The sequence below is a fragment of the Flavobacterium sp. C4GT6 genome, assembly GCF_036347315.1.
Taxonomy (GTDB): Bacteria; Bacteroidota; Bacteroidia; order Flavobacteriales; family Flavobacteriaceae; genus Flavobacterium.
Genome location: NZ_JAZGZU010000011.1, coordinates 45067 through 62341, shown reverse-complemented (window position 1 = coordinate 62341; position 17275 = coordinate 45067). Strand labels below are relative to the sequence as shown.

The window sequence follows — 17275 nt, the reverse complement described above, 5'->3', positions numbered from 1 at the left end:
GCTAATTTTTACATCATTTTTTTCGTTTTGCAATTCATTAATAACTACCTTTGAAGCCCTTGGATTTCAACTATTAAGACAATGAATATCAATACTCCCGTTTTTTCAAAAAACGACTCAATAAAATTTTTCAGAACACTAAACAAACGTGTAAACGAATACTTTAAGGAAAATAACCTTAAAAAAACAGGTAACTGGAAACTACACCTAAAAACAATTATAATGTTTACCCTGTTTTTAGCACCTTACTTTTTAATACTTACGCTTAACATGTCGGTATGGGTACAGCTGCTACTAACCATTGTTATGGGTGTAGGAATGGCTGGTGTAGGAATGAATGTAATGCACGACGGCAACCATGGTTCCTACTCGTCAAAATCATGGTTAAATCAGTTTATGGGCGGAAGCATTTATGTTTTGGCAGGTAACGTATACAACTGGCAGGTACAGCACAATGTACTGCATCATACTTACACAAACATTCACGGTCATGACGAAGACCTTGATGCAGGAAGGATAATCCGTTTTACACATAGTGCAACATGGAGAAGGTTCCACAAATTTCAACACTACTACTCTATTTTCCTATATGGTTTACTAACCTTTAACTGGGCTATTACTACCGATATAAAACAGATGAGAAGGTACATTAAAAAAGGGCTTTCTTACGGTAAATTCCAAAGTCCGGTAAAACAATGGACAGTACTGGTAATTACCAAACTTATTTATGTTATTATCTGGCTTGCCATCCCAATGATTTTAGGAATCACATGGTGGAAAGTACTTATAGGTTTCTTTGTAATGCACTACACGGCGGGGCTTATACTAAGCGTTGTTTTTCAGCTGGCACACGTAGTGGAGGAAACAGACAATCCAATACCGGGCGAGAATGGTGAAATTGAAAACACCTGGGCTATACACCAGCTATACACCACAGCAAACTTTGCTCCTAAAAACAAAATTGTAAACTGGTTTACAGGAGGCCTAAACCACCAAATTGAACACCATATTTTTCCGAATATAAGCCACGTCCATTATGGGGCTATCGCAAAAATCGTAAAACAAACTGCAAAAGAGCATAACCTGCCTTACCATGAGTTCAAAACCATGCGCAGTGCCATTGCAGCACATTTCAGGCATTTAAAAGAGCTGGGAATGAAACCGGCATTAAATTAATATTTTACAGTCAATTAAATACAGTAGAACGATGAATCAGCTTTCTGACAGGATTAATAATCTGTCTACTTCACAAACGCTTGCTATGGCAGCAAAAGCCAGAGAGCTAAAAGCACAGGGAAAAGACATTATAAGCCTTAGCCTTGGCGAACCGGATTTTAATACTCCGGACTTTATTAAGGAAGCGGCTAAAAAAGCCATTGACGAAAATTACAGCGCATACCCTCCGGTAGATGGTTATGTGGAGCTTAAAGAAGCTATATGTAACAAATTTAAAAGAGACAACGGGCTTGAATACAAGCCTTCGCAAATAGTAGTTTCTACAGGTGCAAAGCAATCGCTATATAATATTGCACAGGTAATGCTTAACTATGGTGACGAGGTTATACTGCCTGCACCATACTGGGTAAGCTATGTAGAAATCGTAAAACTTTCGGGAGGTGTACCGGTAGAAGTACCTACATCTGTTGAAACCGATTTTAAAATGACTGCCGAACAGCTTGAGGCTGCTATCACACCCAAAACAAAAATGATGTGGTTTAGCTCACCTTGTAATCCTAGTGGTTCTGTTTACAACCGTGAGGAACTTACAGCTATCGCTAAAGTATTAGAGAAACATCCTAATATTTTTGTAGTATCTGATGAGATCTATGAACACATTAACTATTCCGGTACATTTTGCAGTATAGCTTCTATTCCGGGCATGCTGGAAAGAACAATTACTGTAAATGGAGTTGCTAAAGCATTCGCCATGACAGGATGGAGAATTGGTTACATAGGAGCACCTGAGTTTATTGCTAAGGCATGTACTAAAATACAGGGACAGGTAACAAGTGGTGCAAACAGTATTGCACAGCGTGCTACAATCGCTGCTGTTGAGGCCGATCCTTCTGCTATCAAATATATGGTTGATGCTTTCCACAAACGTAGGGATTTAGTAGTTAACCTTGTAAAAGAAATACCGGGCTTTAAGATTAATGTACCTGAGGGAGCATTTTATGTTTTCCCTGATGTGTCTGAATATTTCGGAAAAACCATAAATGGTGTTGAGATTAAAAATGCAGATGACTTTTCTATGTACCTACTGGAGCACGCTAATGTGGCTACTGTAACCGGAGATGCATTTGGTAATCCTAACTGTATACGTTTTTCTTATGCAACGAGCGAAGATCAACTGATTGAAGCCATACGAAGAATTAAGGAAGCACTTGCTTAATACAAAATACTGCCCTGCCCAAAGCAGGGCTTTTTGATTATATACATAACAAGTAATATGCAAAAAAAAATACTTTTATTAGGTTCAGGAGAATTAGGCAAAGAGTTTGTAATCGCAGCACAGCGTATAGGTCAAACCGTTATTGCGGCAGACAGTTATGCAGGGGCTCCGGCAATGCAGGTTGCCGATGCTTTTGAGGTTATCAATATGCTGGATGGCACCGCACTGGATGCCATAGTTGCAAAACACAATCCTGATTTTATAGTTCCTGAAATTGAAGCCATAAGAACCGAGCGTTTTTACGATTACGAAAAACAGGGTATTACCGTAGTACCATCGGCTAAGGCAGCTAATTTTACAATGAATCGTAAAGCCATACGAGATCTTGCTGCAAAAGATCTTGGCCTGCGTACTGCTAACTACCGTTATGCTACATCGGCAGAAGAGCTTCAAAAAGCCGTAAGTGAAGTAGGTATGCCATGTGTGGTTAAGCCGTTAATGTCATCTTCAGGTAAAGGACAGTCTACCATTAAAACTCAGGAAGATATCGAGAAAGCATGGAAGTATGCTGTAGAAGGTTCACGCGGTGACGTAGTGGAAGTAATTGTGGAGGCTTTTGTAAACTTCCATTCAGAAATCACCCTGCTTACCGTAACACAAAACAATAACCCAACCCTGTTTTGCGCACCTATAGGCCATAGGCAGGAACGCGGAGATTACCAGGAAAGCTGGCAGCCGGCAAGGGTTAGCGACAAAGATATTGCCGAAGCTCAGGACATGGCACGTAAAGTGACAGAAGCCCTTGGCGGAGCAGGTATATTTGGCGTGGAGTTCTTCCTTACGGATGAGGGTGTGTACTTCTCTGAACTTTCCCCAAGACCACATGACACAGGCATGGTAACGCTTGCAGGAACTCAAAACTTTAATGAGTTTGAACTACACCTTAGAGCTATATTAAGCCTGCCAATACATGACATCACTTTAGAAAGAACCGGTGCAAGCGCTGTTATACTGGCATCTGAAAATAGTGATAATCCTACTTTTACAGGTGTGGAAAAAATCGCTGCCCTTCCTAAAACTGATTTCAGGTTGTTTGGAAAACCTACCTCACGTCCGTACCGCAGGATGGGTGTATCCCTTACTTATGATACTACCGATACACCTGTGGAAGAAGTAGTGGAAAAAGCAAAAGCAGCGGCTGCATTAGTTAAGGTTCATGCATAAATAAGCAAGCTATAAAATAATTTACTTATAACAGAAAAAAGCACTTTTACAGAAACAAACCAACAAATAAATGAAACAATTAAAACTAGCCGCACTGGCTGTGGTATTATCCCTTTCACTTTCTTCATGTTCAGGCAATGGCCCTGAGGATACTGCTAAAAAATTTATTGAGTACACCAATCAGGGAGAGTTTAGCAAAGCTAAAGAACTAAGTACCGATAAAACAGCTGCTATGCTTGGAATGGCCGAAGGTTTTGCACAAGGTAAAATGGAGGAGATGAAAGAAAGAAATAAAGATGTAAAAGTAGAAATTACCTCATCTGAAGTAAATGAAGACAAAGCTACCGTTAAATTTAAGCTTACCGGAGGTGAAAACACTGAAGGTAGTGAAAATCAACTTAACCTTGTAAAGGTTGATGGTGAGTGGAAAGTAGACATGAATAAAGAAGGAGCAAGATAATTGCTGTCTAAATACTTTTTAATAAAGCATTACCGGATCCTGAAACTCTTTACAGGACTGGTAATGCTTTTTATTTTTGCTATTATAGCTTACAAATCGGTTTTCTACTTTGATAAACAGACCGAAAGCAAATTGGTTAAACTGCACGAAAACAGTTCACGCCTAAATAACCGTGAGATATCTTTAATTAAAGAAGGAGATTTTATACTGCGTAAAGGATTTGGTCACTTTAGTGATTTTATAGCGCAAAATCTCAATCATGGTTCATACGACATTACCCATTGCGGCATTATTATAAAAAAAGATAATGAATTTTATGTAGTACATTCCCTATCATCAGATGTATCGGATATTGATGGCGTACAGGCACAGCCTCTTGAAACCTTTTTATCCTACAGTACCCCGCAAAAAATTATCGTTACCAGAACTAAAAATACTACAGATACCATAGGGCACAACATAGCATTACGGGCAGCCTATTATTGCAAACTACAAATTCCGTTTGACAGCTCAGGTACTATTGATAATACCGAATCTTTTTACTGTACCGAACTCATTTGGCATATACTGGAAAGGGATTTGCAACTCGTAAAACTCCCTAAAGAACATGAGGAACGAAAAAAGTTTTTTTATGCTGTAGAAAACATTTACAGCACTGATTATTTTGACATCATTATTAATCAGTATCAATAAAACTAAACTAGTCGAAAATGTCATTCTGAACGTAACAGAGCGGAGTGAAGAATCTCAAACTATTAAGAGATTTTTCCTGTCGTCAAAATGACAAAATCCGAATTAATCAGTATCAGTAAAAAAGACCGGATAAACCGGCCTTTTCATTATTTTTCAATTCCTAGTTTGAGGTTATCAAACGTTGAAACATTTATCACGTCTTCCACATCATTATCAAACGATATGGTAATACTGTCTCCTTCCTTGGTTACCGGAAGTTCGTTAGACAACTGTGACGACCCAATAAATATTTTAGAACTGCCATCAACAGTAAAGTAATAAAAACTATTTCCGTTTTTAATATCACTTTGTATTCGGGATATCACAGTAGTTAAGTTTGTACGGGTATCTTCAGCATCAGGGTTAATACGGTTACCCGACATGTTATATACATTCTTATAAGCCATAAGTGCCTCCGGCATGGTATTCCCCACCCCTACTATAGTATAATCACCTATTGCGACCATAGCATACATTTTTACAAGTCCGCCACCATCTTTTAAGGTCATAACATAAGTTGGAATCCCGTTTATTGTGTAAGGCACAGGCAGGGAAGCATGATAACGTTTTTCCTGCACTTTACCCTCTGCCGATTTTTGTGCGGCATATTCGGTTGCACCACTCTGTTTATAAAAAGTAGTTTCTTTAGTACGGGTATCAACCAGCACAAAACCTACCGCCGACTCATCTTTACCTACTGATGATACTCCGGTGTACCAATACGGCCTGCCATCTTTACCATAAACCAGGGTAAGGTCTTCGGTAATCATTAGTTTATCTTCATTACTCCAGTTCCAGTACCCATGAACATATTCGCCCCAGTCAGACAACTGGTCAATAACAAATGAAATAGGCTGTATCCTGTCAATCCACAACGGAGTATCGGCTATATTGTATTCTTTTATTGCTCCGGTTTGAGCATCAATCACTACAACACCTACAGCATCATTACCGGAAAATCCTATTTCCTTATCGTATTTTGAGGCTACCCAAAAAGGATTTCCTTCATTATCTACCTCAAAAATAAACTTAGTTAGTCCAGTCGTAGCATAGCCATTAAAATAAGCATGCCTGTCTACCCTGCTGCCAAAGAATGCTTCGGGTTGGTATTTTATCTTAATATCTTTCCCGTTTAGCTTTTGCACCAGTCTTACATCACGTTCGTTTGTTGCCGATACCATAACATAACCATCGGTACCCTCAGTATTATTAAGCCATTTAAAAAAGCCCGAATGTAACAACGGAGCTACCCAAAATAGGTCGTCCCCCACTTTTTGGATAAAAAACTCTCCCAGCTCGCTCTTGCTTCCCAATGCCGGATCTGACCCTATGATTTTCTCTCCTAAAAGAGACGCAAGTTCTTCATCCACTACCCTAACCTTATCTATAGATATAGGCGCTATATGGTTAGACATAGTATTACCTGTTTCTACCTCGCCAATAAGCTTTCTGTATGACTCGCTATGAAATATAGGGCTCCCTGTAACAAAAGGCAATACAATCACATAAACAAGAAGTATTGGGATTAACCTAAACAGAAACTTTTGCAGCTTGCTAAATTTAAACTTCACCTTATCTTTAGATACATTTACCTGTGACGTGAGCAGATTCCCTAAAACAATTAGGAAAATCAGTACAACGGCAAACCCTGTAAACCTGTAGTTGATTACGGGAAGTGCTGTATAAAAAATTAAAAATCCTATGAGTAATACGAATATTACTGCTAATGGTTTTCTCATGATAATTATTTTGGTTTATTTATAGGTAGAAGAAATACTCAAAACGTTACATTTTTAGGGTTATATTTCGGCATAAAGGCAGGCATATGCCCTGTTACTGTGAATTTCATAAAAATTTATTGCTTATTGTAATTTGCAAATAATTAAGAATTCAATTCTTACTTTTGTAAAAACGCCCTGTTAATTATATATGAAACTGCTAGTAGTAGAAGACGAACCTCAACTCCTCTCCATTATCCGTAAAGGACTTTCGGAAAAAAACTACGACGTGAGTGCTGCACTCGACGGCACTACTGCATTAGATATGATTAACAATAACAGGTTTGACGTAGTCGTGCTGGATGTTATGTTACCCGATATTAACGGCATAGAAATTTGCCGCAGGCTAAGAGCTTCAGGCAATTTTGTACCCATACTTATGCTAACCGCACTAAACAGCAGTGAGAATATTGTTACCGGACTTAACGCAGGCGCCGATGATTACATGTCTAAACCATTTAAGTTTAGTGAACTTGAAGCTCGTATCAATGCACTGGCACGAAGAGCCGGACAGAACCAGAAACCCGCAGAGGTTATCACCATTGCCGACCTGGAGATAGACCGCCGTGCAAAAACCGTTAAACGTAACGGTGACCTTATTACCCTTACAGCAAAAGAATTTAAGTTACTGTACTACCTTGCCAAGAATACCGGTATTACGCTCTCCCGCGAAAAAATACTGGACAATGTGTGGAACATTAACTTTGATATGAATACCAATGTGGTTGATGTATACATTAACTACCTGAGAAAGAAAATAGACAAGCCTTATACGATTAAACTAATACATACCATTAAAGGACTGGGCTACATTTTAAAACCCTGATTATGCAAATTAAAAAGAAAATTACCATTACCTACATTGTCCTTTCGGGGGTGAGCACACTGGCATTATGCCTGCTTGTGTTCTTTCTTTTTAAGCAAAATAATCAGTACTACTTTTTAAAAAGGCTACAGGACAGGGCTAAAATTGTAGCTTCCATACATTACCAGCACGACCCTATGAAGGCCGAGTATTACAAGAACCTTAAAAAAAACGGACTTGAGGAGCTTATTAATGAAGATGATTTTGTGCTTAAGGTAAACGGTGAAGATACTTTTGAATACAATACCAAACTTGATTTACCTTCGGAATTTTATGCCGATGTAATGAAAAACGGATCCAGCTGGACCGTAAACAGTGAACATCAATACCACTATGCCCAGATTTTTAAGGAGTCAGGACAGCGTTATATGGTTATTGTTACTGCCCGCGACAGACGTGGTAATACCAGTTTGATATACATTAGCCGTATACTGATTTTTGGCGGACTGGCCTTTATAATAATAGCCTACTTCTTTGGGCGCTTTTTAGCTACCAGGTTTATTAATCCGGTTTCCCGAATAACCAAAGAGGTAAAACGCATTAGCGCTTCTAATTTACACAACCGCCTTCCGGAAACAGAGGAGTCTGACGAGCTGGCCGACCTTACCCGTACCTTTAATGATATGCTGGACAGGCTGGAAACTTCATTTGAAATTCAGGCTAACTTTATAAACAACGCCTCACACGAATTAAAAACTCCTATAACCACCATTATAGCCGAAACCGAAATTGCCCTGCTAAAAGAAAGGGAAACCGGAGAGTATGTTACTTCATTAGAAAACATTAATAAGCAGGCTTCACGCTTGGGCAACCTTACCGAAAGCCTTTTAAAACTTACCCAAACCGGGTATGACGGTAAAAAGCAGGTACAGGATATTGCCCGTATAGATGAGGTTTTAATGGATGTTAAGTGCGACATTAATAAAATTTACCCAAACAACAGGGTAACCATAAATCTTAATAATTTACCCGAAGACGATTCTTTTTTAATGCTACCCTGTAACAGGCCGCTACTGGAACTGGCTATAGGTAACATTATTACAAACGGGGTAAAATATTCTGATAACGAAGAGGTTTTTGTAACTCTCACTGCTGATAAGCAAACTATTAAAATAAGTATTACCGATATTGGTATTGGTATCCCTCCCGAAGATATCCCTTATCTTTACGAACCTTTTTTTAGGGGTAAAAAGGCCGCCTCAAAATATGTAGGCTACGGCTTAGGACTTCCTTTGGCTATGAAAATTATACGTATGCACGGCGGCGAACTTTTAATCCAGTCGGAATCCGGTAAGGGAACAGTGGTAAATATAGTATTTACCACACCTCAACATTAAAAACTCTAATATAAAATCTTATCAAATTCTAATATTGTTTTAAATCCGTTTTAAGACAAGAGCTGTTGTTTTGTATGTGTAAACCGAAAAGATTTATGCATTATGAAAAACATACTGATTCCTACTACGGTAGAAAATGACATTCTAACTGCTGTAAAAACAGCAGTAAAGTATACTACAGGCACCAATTGCAGTATTGTTTTAATGATGCTGCAAAAAATCCCAAACGCTTATTCTGCTTCTCAATTCCTAAGGGAAACAACTCCTTCCTGCACACCTGCACAAAATTCGTTATTAAACCAGTGCAGGGAGGTTGTTACCCAAACCGGTAATTGCAAACTCTTAATACATCATCAGTGTGGCATGTCGGCACCATTATTAAAAAACCTAATGGATCACCTGGATACTGATTTGGTTATATTAACCAGATCATACAAAGAAGAAAAAAACAGTCTTCACACCACCTGCCGACAATTACTGCTTAACAGCAAATACCCTATACTTCACTTAGGAAACGAAAGCGAAAAGTACAACTTCAATAAGGCCATGTATTTGGAATACCCTAAAGTTGATCTTGGCATACACGAAGTACAGAAACTGATTAACGAGCAGTTTTCCTTTAAAATTGTGAGTCAGGCTAAAATTGAAGAGAGTATAGACGAGATGGTTCCGCATATAGCCGAGACCATTTCAAAAAACAATATAGACATACTGATTGAAGCGCGAAGGACCGCAAAGAAAAGCGGAAGAAAAGAACAGTCAGTTAACCACAATTTGGGATTACCACTGCTTTCTGTCCATGCAGAAACGGTCACCTAGTCCCGGATTATAACACTACCGCTATGCTATTAAAGAAAAAGATACCAATGAAATATGTACTGGGCAAGATTAAAGTTGAGCTTGTGCTGGTACTATTATATACTATAGGGTTTGAGTTAGTACATCATTACTACCATGCCCTATCTATAGATATTCCTATTGCAGTACCTACCATTATTGGCACCATTATATCGTTGCTATTGGCCTTTAAATCCAATCAGGCGTATGACCGCTGGTGGGAAGCCCGTATTGTGTGGGGCGCTATTGTAAACGATTCCCGCACACTTATAAGACAGGTAATAGGGTTTTATGAAGATCCCGACTTTTCTGTAGAGGCAAGCGACTTTAAAGAACGATTTGCCAAAAGGCAGGCGGCATGGTGTTACAGCCTTGGTATGTCACTTAGAGGGAAAGACCCGTTACAACCTATAAAATCATTACTTACAGAAGAAGAATACAATTTTGTAAAAAAGCACAAGCATGTGCCCAATGCGCTTTTGCTATTACATGCAAAAGAGCTTAAAAAAGCAAATAATCAGGATAGGATTAATGTATACCAACAGGTAGAGATTGACAACACCCTTAGCAGGCTGTGTGACAGTATGGGTAAATGTGAGCGTATTAAAAACACGGTATTCCCTACTACATACAGCATGTATATAAGGTTTACACTGCTATTATTTCTAACCCTGCTTCCGTTTGGTCTTACTGATTTCCTTGGGTGGCTGCAAATACCATTGGTAACCACTATTGGTGCTGCATTCTTCCTTATTGAAAAGATGGCCATACACCTACAGGATCCGTTTGAAAACAGAGCTACAGATACCCCTATGATATCGATATCAAATAATATAGAAAAAAACCTGCTGCAAATGGTACACGAGTACAGGGACGAGCACAATGCTGACGACGATATGTTTGAGAGCCCTAAGCTAAACCACATGCAGCCCGAGAAGAATGCCTATTTTGTCTTATAGTTTTGTAAGACGCTTCATAGACGTTTGGTTAGCGTTTGCCGCCCCTTTCCCCGGGGCGGTTTTTTTTATGGTATAGTTTAGTTGTGAAAAAGTTATATTTTTGTTGCAACAAAACAAAACTGAAACAACATGAAAGCATATGTATTTCCGGGTCAGGGTGCCCAGTTTACAGGAATGGGTAAAGACCTTTATGAAAACTCTCCCCTTGCAAAGGAACTATTTGAAAAAGCTAATGATATACTTGGATTCCGTATAACAGATATTATGTTTGAAGGTACTGCAGAGCAGCTTAAGGAAACTAAAGTTACTCAGCCGGCTGTATTCCTTCACTCGGTTATATTAGCAAAAACCTTAGGCGATGATTTCAAACCGGAAATGGTTGCGGGTCACTCACTAGGTGAATTCTCGGCACTTGTGGCTGCAGGAGCACTTACTTTTGAGGACGGACTTAAACTTGTTTCTCAACGTGCTATGGCAATGCAAAAAGCATGTGAGATAACACCAAGTACTATGGCTGCTGTATTAGGTCTTGAAGACAAGGTTGTTGAAGATATTTGTGAGCAAACCGAAGGTGTTGTGGTTGCTGCAAACTACAACTGCCCGGGTCAGCTTGTAATTTCGGGTGAGACTACTGCTGTAGAAAGAGCTTGTGAAGCACTTAAAGCTGCCGGAGCAAGAAGAGCTTTAATACTGCCTGTAGGTGGTGCATTCCACTCTCCAATGATGGAGCCTGCAAGAGAAGAACTGGCTGCTGCTATAGAGAAAACACAATTTGCTGCACCGGTATGCCCGGTATACCAAAATGTACCTGCAAGCGCAGTAACTAACCCGGATGAGATTAAACAAAACCTTATCATCCAGCTTACCGCTCCTGTAAAATGGACACAAAGCGTACAAAACATGATTGCCGATGGTGCTACCCTGTTTACAGAGGTTGGTCCGGGCAACGTGTTACAGGGTCTTGTTAAGAAAATAAATAAAGAGGCTGAGACTGCTTCAGCTTAATAAAATTTCTACTTTTTTGAAGCCCTCGTTATCACTCATAGCGGGGGTTTTTCGTATATTTATAGTACGTAACAAACTCACTTACCACTATTTATAAATGTTTTGAAAAGAGAAGCCGAAAACTTTACAGAGTAGGCATTATTATATACAACCAACCACATGAAAACATTTTTAAAAACTGTAAACAATGCCATTAAGTATTGGTATATCTTTTTAATTATAGGGATTTTATTTACAGCATTGGGACTTTATGTATTTGCCACACCCCTAGAATCATTTATAACACTGGCGCTGTTTTTCAGTCTGTCGTTTATCTTCAGTGGACTTTCAGAAATCATGTTTGCCTCCTTTAACCACAAGGAAGTAGACAACTGGGGATGGATACTAGCCTCTGGAGTAATAAGCTTACTACTGGGCATTATTATGACAGTAAGACCCGAAATATCAATGGCTACACTGCCATTTTACATTGGCTTTATAGTGCTTTTCCGTTCACTTATGGCTATAAGTACCGCTATAGACCTTCAAAATTATGATGCATCAAATTATAACGGACTGTTACTTCTGGGTATACTTGGGCTTATTTTCTCATTTGTTATGCTATGGAACCCCATTTTTGCGGGAATGACACTGGTTTTCTGGACCGGTGCCGCCCTGCTTTCCATAGGTATTTATAATATATTTTTGGCCTTTAAACTTAGACGCATTCACAAAACGCATCAGGAAATATCAGATGAGCTTAAAGAAAAACTCCATCAGATAAAAAAAGAAATACACGAAGAACTGAAAAGCAAATAATAACCGTTTACTTACGCCTATCATCCCTTTCGCTACCACGAAAGGGATTTTTATTTTTTATATATTGCCGTACCTTTAATAAACCCGAAAATACACACTATACTTTGAACGAATTTCCGCTCCACACCAAATTCAAATATCCCTGGCGAAAATATCAGGAAAGGGTGCTTCATGAACTGGAAGACCATTTATACAACAGGCACCTGCATGTAATTGCGCCTCCGGGTTCGGGTAAAACCATATTGGGACTGGAAGTGATGAAAAGGCTTAACCGCCCTACCCTTGTACTTGCCCCAACCATATCAATAAGAAACCAGTGGATTTCACGCTTTTGCGAGTTATTTCTTGACACAGATGTTGTGCCCGACTGGATTTCGCGCGATATAAAAAACCCTAAATTCCTTACCATAAGTACCTATCAGGGTATGCATGCCGCCTGTAACAACAAGCAGGAAAAGGAAGAAGATATTGCTGAGGAAGAGGAAAACGGCTATAAAGAGGAAAAAAGCACCAATGAGAACCTTTCTAAAATAGTTAAAGGATTACAGACTCAAAATGTAAAAACCATTGTTATTGACGAAGCTCACCACCTGAAAAACGAATGGTGGGATACACTTACCAAAATAAAAAAACAACTGGACCCTGTAATTGTAGCCCTTACAGCTACACCTCCCTATGATGTTACTCCTGCAGAATGGGAACGCTACACCGAACTGAACGGACCGGTAGATACCGAAATAACAGTACCTGAGCTGGTAAAGGAAAACGACCTTTGCCCGCATCAGGATTATATATACTTTACACTACCCTCACAAACAGAACAGGAGAGCATTAAAAAATTCAGAGACAAAGTACAGCAGGCAATATCTGCAATTAGGGAAGATGCTGTTTTTGTATCAGCACTGGAAAGTCTGCCTGCCTATGCCAATCCTCAGGATAACATTGAATGGATTTACGACAACTTTGAGGTTTACATAAACATCCTTATATTTTTTAACAGTATTGGCAAAACAATAGATTCTTATCATTTTGAGGTGGTAGGTGACAATACCGTTAATATACCCGCACTTGATAATGACCGACTCATATCGCTACTACAGTTCTATTTATTTAAAGAAAAAGAACTTTTTGAAGGATATGAAGAGCATAAAGAGTCAATGCTGAAAATACTGAAGCATTATGGTGTAACCCAGAAAAAAACCATAAGTTTTGAGCTTGACAGAAAGGCTTCTGCCAACCTTACTTCGAGCATCAGTAAACTGGATGGTATTAAAAAAATAGCCAATCTTGAATTTGGCAACCTGAAGAATGACCTAAGAATGGTTATTCTTTGTGATTTCATCCGTAAGGAGTTTTACACATCGGGAGAATTTAATGATAAAAAGCTGGATAAAATTGGCGTAATGCCCGTTTTTGAAAAACTGAGAAGAGATAATCCTGACAATATAAAGCTGGGTGTACTTACAGGCTCGTTAATAATTATTCCTAAAACAGCTTATACTTCCTTTAAAGAGAAGACCGAAAAATATAACCTTAAAGATTTAAGCTGCACCCCTGTTCCTTTTGATGATAATTATCTTTTAATAACGCCAAACGAACAACTTAAACACAACATTGTTACCATAATAACCCAAATATTTGAGGAAGGTAATATTGAAATCCTAACCGGAACAAAATCATTACTGGGTGAAGGTTGGGATGCACCCTGTATCAATACACTTATACTGGCAAGTTTTGTAGGTTCGTTTGTGCTCTCAAACCAAATGAGAGGAAGGGCTATACGAGCACAAAAAGGAAATACCGATAAAACAGGTAATATATGGCACCTGGTATGCATAGACCCAACAGAACAGAATGGTGGTAACGATCTTAAAATGCTCCAAAGACGCTTTAGGGGATTTGTTGGAATATCTTTTAAAGACAACCAAGGAATAGAAAACGGCATAGCCCGGCTTAATATCCCAAAAAACATTTACAAGGGAGACGTTATAGATGCCAAAAATGAGGAGATGTTCTTGTATGGCTTAAAAAGAGATTTATTAAAAAAACGCTGGCATGACGCGATTGATAAAGGGGTAAGTCTGGCAGATGAAATAATAATCCCCTACACCCTGCCTCAGGAACATAAAGAGAAAACCATACGTCAGTTAAAAAATCTATACTTTAACAAAACTATAGGCTACTTAATCGCACAACTCTTTTCGGGGATACTATTATACCTAACAACATCATTTGAAGCTCTTGGACGAACTGCCAAAAACATCAAAACCTGGACCGATTTTTACGTATTTCTCTCCCTGTTTGTGGGCGTTGGATTTGTAACACTAGGCAGGAAGGCATATAAAACCTTTAAGGTTTATATTACCTATCGTGATATAACAAAGGATATACAACAAATAGGTAAAACCGTTCTTAAAAGTCTTATTGATGCACATTGCATACATACACCCAGTAACCAAACCAGAGTAATAACTGACATAGGTAAAGATGGTGATATGTTTTGCTATTTAATGGGCGGCACATCTTTTGAAAAATCGGTTTTTACAGAATCACTCATGGAGATACTTGCTCCTATTGATAATCCGCGTTATATAATAATCAGGAAAAGTAAAAAAGGACTAATTGTACAAAAGGATTACCATGCCGTACCTGAAATAATAGGACGAAATAAAAAGCTGGCACAAAATTTTGAAAACCTTTGGACCGAGTATGTAGGCGAATGCGAACTGGTATATGTAAGAACACCTGAAGGGCGAAAAGTACTTTTAAAATCAAGGGTACAATCATTATCGGCACAGTTTGAACCTAAACCCGAAAGAGGCAACAAATGGCGATAATAACACAGCCATAACATCCTTACACGCAACCTTTTTTACTATAGCTAATCTTATTAGTAAATGCCTTCTATGAAAAAGCTACTGATAGCTGTATTAATGCTATGTCTTACCTCATGTGCTACTATTACCAATTCCAGAACTTATCCGTTAAGGGTAAATACCAATGCACAAAACGCATCGGCAAAAGTGTATGACAGCGTTTATAAACTACCTGCAGATGTTGAGGTAACAAGGAGCAACAAACCATTAAAGATCACCCTAACATATGACACCATAACAAGGGATTATAGTGTAAAGTCTAAAACAATGTCAAAAAGCAGTGTAGGGAATATTCTGTTTGGCGTTCTTTATCCCGAAGCCCTCTTGGTAGATATACTTACCAAAAAAGGATATTACTATGGTGACGAACTATTTATGGATATTTACGACACACTTCCTGAAGTGAAACGTATAATATCTTCACGAAAAAAACATATTACTTACGAGGAAAACAGTTTTAATATTAACATATCTATCCCTTATGCAAATATTTTCCTTCTTCAGCCTGAAAGTGAAGGCATAAAAAAAGGAGCTGGTTTTTTTGGACTTACTCTTGGTGCTGAATATTTCTACAAAAAAAATAAGTATGTAAAATTAAGTGCAGGTGGTATTGTTAGTTTCCCTATTCCTTTCCCTGTACCTTTAATTAATGATGGAGAAGTAGAGACCTTAGTATCTCTCTACTCTACTCTTACCGATAATTATCAGTTAAATCGTTTCAGTTTAGGTTATGGTCTCAGTTACTCTTTTTACAGATATGATCACAATTTTGGAGACGATAATTATACAAATCAAAAAGATAAAAGCGTAAAAGGACATGGCATTGGCTTATCCTTCAACACCTATTACAGGATAGGCAGGCGTTTTAATATAGGCTTTGTATACAACCCTACTTTTATTAGTATATACCCACAAACAGAACTACTTTACCAGCACACTATAAGTTTTGACCTCTTATGGAGAATACCGATATAAAAAAATAAGGGATTATTTACCCCTTACTTTCTGTTCCCATTTCCAGGCAGATGCCAGTGCATCATCGAGCGAGAGCTCTGCCTTCCAGCCTAAAATGTTATTTGCTTTTGTAGTATCGGCATAGGCTTCGGTTACATCACCCGCCCTGCGGTCTACTATTTTATAGTTTAGTTTTTGTCCACTTACTTTCTCAAAGGCATTAATAACCTCCAGTACCGAGTTTCCTGTACCCGTACCAAGATTAAACACTTCTACCTTTTCGGCATTTTTTTTATCAATAAGGCGTTGTAAAGCCGTTACGTGAGCCTTAGCTAAATCTACAACATGGATATAATCACGTACACAGGTACCATCGGTCGTTTGGTAATCACTCCCAAAAACAGATAGCTGCTCCCTAATACCTATAGCTGTTTGCGTAATAAACGGCACAAGGTTTAAAGGAACCCCCAGCGGAAGTTCTCCTATATTTACAGAAGGGTGCGCCCCAACCGGATTAAAATAACGTAACAACACAGAGTTGATTCCGCTTACTTTAGCCACATCCTTAATAATCTCCTCACCTATTTGCTTGGTATTACCATAAGGTGACATTGCTCCCTGTATAGGCGCCTCCTCGGTAATAGGCATTTTCTCTGCCTGTCCGTAAACAGTACACGACGAACTGAAAATAAAATGAGACTCCTGTTTCTTTTGCAATTCCTGTAAAAGGTATACCAGCGAACCTATATTGTTTTCATAATACAGTAACGGGTTCTCCACACTTTCACCAACAGCTTTTGAAGCTGCAAAATGGATTACACCTGTAACATCAGTATATTTTACAAAGAAGTCTTTTACTGCCTGTTTTTCACGCAAGTCTATCTTTTCAAAATCAGGCTTCTTTCCGGTTATGGCTTCTATACCGTTAAGCACATCTAACGATGAGTTTGAAAGATCGTCTATAACTACCACATCAAAACCTACGTTTTGCAGCTCTACAACAGTATGTGAACCTATAAAACCTAAGCCCCCTGTTACAAGTATTTTCATTTTCTATT

At 38.6% G+C, this 17275-nt stretch carries 15 protein-coding genes; 13 read left to right on the top strand and 2 right to left on the bottom strand.

What is annotated here, in order from left to right; all coding sequences use genetic code 11:
* The first annotated feature begins 81 nt into the window (after nucleotides 1-81).
* The 5 genes from V3Z67_RS13045 (at nucleotide 82) to V3Z67_RS13025 (ending at nucleotide 4769) form a co-directional block, all read left to right on the top strand.
* Nucleotides 82-1176, top strand: coding sequence for a fatty acid desaturase family protein (locus V3Z67_RS13045; RefSeq protein ID WP_330443723.1), 1095 nt, complete (start codon nucleotides 82-84; stop codon nucleotides 1174-1176).
* 31 nt (nucleotides 1177-1207) lie between these two features.
* Nucleotides 1208-2392 carry a pyridoxal phosphate-dependent aminotransferase gene (locus V3Z67_RS13040; RefSeq protein ID WP_330443722.1) on the top strand — a complete coding sequence of 395 codons (1185 nt, stop codon included), beginning with the start codon at nucleotides 1208-1210 and terminating at the stop codon, nucleotides 2390-2392.
* A gap of 57 nt (nucleotides 2393-2449) precedes the next feature.
* Nucleotides 2450-3616 (top strand): formate-dependent phosphoribosylglycinamide formyltransferase, encoded by a 1167-nt coding sequence (gene purT, locus V3Z67_RS13035; RefSeq protein WP_330443721.1) that lies wholly within the window; start codon nucleotides 2450-2452, stop codon nucleotides 3614-3616.
* A gap of 70 nt (nucleotides 3617-3686) precedes the next feature.
* Nucleotides 3687-4076, top strand: a complete 390-nt coding sequence (locus tag V3Z67_RS13030; RefSeq protein WP_330443720.1) for a DUF4878 domain-containing protein — start codon at nucleotides 3687-3689, stop codon at nucleotides 4074-4076.
* A gap of 63 nt (nucleotides 4077-4139) precedes the next feature.
* Entirely contained in the window at nucleotides 4140-4769 is a 630-nt protein-coding gene (locus V3Z67_RS13025) for a YiiX/YebB-like N1pC/P60 family cysteine hydrolase (RefSeq protein WP_330443719.1), read from the top strand.
* A gap of 146 nt (nucleotides 4770-4915) precedes the next feature.
* Here the strand turns inward: V3Z67_RS13025 and V3Z67_RS13020 are convergent, their stop codons facing one another.
* On the bottom strand, nucleotides 4916-6547 hold the full coding sequence (locus V3Z67_RS13020; protein ID WP_330443718.1) for a hypothetical protein: 1632 nt from the start codon (nucleotides 6545-6547) through the stop codon (nucleotides 4916-4918).
* A 190-nt stretch (nucleotides 6548-6737) separates the two neighbouring features.
* Between V3Z67_RS13020 and V3Z67_RS13015 the strand changes: the two genes are divergently transcribed.
* From V3Z67_RS13015 to V3Z67_RS12980, 8 genes are all read left to right on the top strand, one after another.
* A complete protein-coding gene (locus tag V3Z67_RS13015; protein ID WP_330443717.1) occupies nucleotides 6738-7412 on the top strand; it encodes a response regulator transcription factor in 675 nt (224 codons plus the stop codon).
* A 2-nt stretch (nucleotides 7413-7414) separates the two neighbouring features.
* Nucleotides 7415-8788, top strand: a complete 1374-nt coding sequence (locus V3Z67_RS13010) for a sensor histidine kinase (protein ID WP_330443716.1) — start codon at nucleotides 7415-7417, stop codon at nucleotides 8786-8788.
* A 102-nt stretch (nucleotides 8789-8890) separates the two neighbouring features.
* Entirely contained in the window at nucleotides 8891-9607 is a 717-nt protein-coding gene (locus V3Z67_RS13005) for a hypothetical protein (protein ID WP_330443715.1), read from the top strand.
* A 23-nt stretch (nucleotides 9608-9630) separates the two neighbouring features.
* Nucleotides 9631-10584 (top strand): bestrophin family protein, encoded by a 954-nt coding sequence (locus V3Z67_RS13000; RefSeq protein ID WP_330443714.1) that lies wholly within the window; start codon nucleotides 9631-9633, stop codon nucleotides 10582-10584.
* Between the two features lie 129 nt (nucleotides 10585-10713).
* Nucleotides 10714-11589 (top strand): ACP S-malonyltransferase, encoded by an 876-nt coding sequence (gene fabD / locus V3Z67_RS12995; RefSeq protein WP_330443713.1) that lies wholly within the window; start codon nucleotides 10714-10716, stop codon nucleotides 11587-11589.
* 159 nt (nucleotides 11590-11748) lie between these two features.
* Complete coding sequence (locus tag V3Z67_RS12990) at nucleotides 11749-12387, top strand: HdeD family acid-resistance protein (protein ID WP_330443712.1); 639 nt, start codon at nucleotides 11749-11751, stop codon at nucleotides 12385-12387.
* Nucleotides 12388-12491: 104 nt separating this feature from the next.
* Nucleotides 12492-15224 (top strand): DEAD/DEAH box helicase family protein, encoded by a 2733-nt coding sequence (locus tag V3Z67_RS12985; protein ID WP_330443711.1) that lies wholly within the window; start codon nucleotides 12492-12494, stop codon nucleotides 15222-15224.
* Between the two features lie 69 nt (nucleotides 15225-15293).
* Entirely contained in the window at nucleotides 15294-16238 is a 945-nt protein-coding gene (locus V3Z67_RS12980) for a hypothetical protein (protein WP_330443710.1), read from the top strand.
* A 12-nt stretch (nucleotides 16239-16250) separates the two neighbouring features.
* Here the strand turns inward: V3Z67_RS12980 and galE are convergent, their stop codons facing one another.
* Nucleotides 16251-17267 carry a UDP-glucose 4-epimerase GalE gene (gene galE / locus V3Z67_RS12975; protein ID WP_330443709.1) on the bottom strand — a complete coding sequence of 339 codons (1017 nt, stop codon included), beginning with the start codon at nucleotides 17265-17267 and terminating at the stop codon, nucleotides 16251-16253.
* Nucleotides 17268-17275 lie beyond the last annotated feature (8 nt).

Excerpts from the sequence above, each read along its gene's own strand:
- V3Z67_RS13045 (WP_330443723.1), top strand. The coding sequence starts at position 82 with ATGAATATCAATACTCCCGTTTTTTCAAAAAACGACTCAATAAAATTT.
- V3Z67_RS13040 (WP_330443722.1), top strand. The coding sequence starts at position 1,208 with ATGAATCAGCTTTCTGACAGGATTAATAATCTGTCTACTTCACAAACG.
- purT (WP_330443721.1), top strand. The coding sequence starts at position 2,450 with ATGCAAAAAAAAATACTTTTATTAGGTTCAGGAGAATTAGGCAAAGAG.
- V3Z67_RS13030 (WP_330443720.1), top strand. The coding sequence starts at position 3,687 with ATGAAACAATTAAAACTAGCCGCACTGGCTGTGGTATTATCCCTTTCA.
- V3Z67_RS13025 (WP_330443719.1), top strand. The coding sequence starts at position 4,140 with ATGCTTTTTATTTTTGCTATTATAGCTTACAAATCGGTTTTCTACTTT.
- V3Z67_RS13020 (WP_330443718.1), bottom strand. The coding sequence starts at position 6,547 with ATGAGAAAACCATTAGCAGTAATATTCGTATTACTCATAGGATTTTTA.
- V3Z67_RS13015 (WP_330443717.1), top strand. The coding sequence starts at position 6,738 with ATGAAACTGCTAGTAGTAGAAGACGAACCTCAACTCCTCTCCATTATC.
- V3Z67_RS13010 (WP_330443716.1), top strand. The coding sequence starts at position 7,415 with ATGCAAATTAAAAAGAAAATTACCATTACCTACATTGTCCTTTCGGGG.
- V3Z67_RS13005 (WP_330443715.1), top strand. The coding sequence starts at position 8,891 with ATGAAAAACATACTGATTCCTACTACGGTAGAAAATGACATTCTAACT.
- V3Z67_RS13000 (WP_330443714.1), top strand. The coding sequence starts at position 9,631 with ATGCTATTAAAGAAAAAGATACCAATGAAATATGTACTGGGCAAGATT.
- fabD (WP_330443713.1), top strand. The coding sequence starts at position 10,714 with ATGAAAGCATATGTATTTCCGGGTCAGGGTGCCCAGTTTACAGGAATG.
- V3Z67_RS12990 (WP_330443712.1), top strand. The coding sequence starts at position 11,749 with ATGAAAACATTTTTAAAAACTGTAAACAATGCCATTAAGTATTGGTAT.
- V3Z67_RS12980 (WP_330443710.1), top strand. The coding sequence starts at position 15,294 with ATGAAAAAGCTACTGATAGCTGTATTAATGCTATGTCTTACCTCATGT.
- galE (WP_330443709.1), bottom strand. The coding sequence starts at position 17,267 with ATGAAAATACTTGTAACAGGGGGCTTAGGTTTTATAGGTTCACATACT.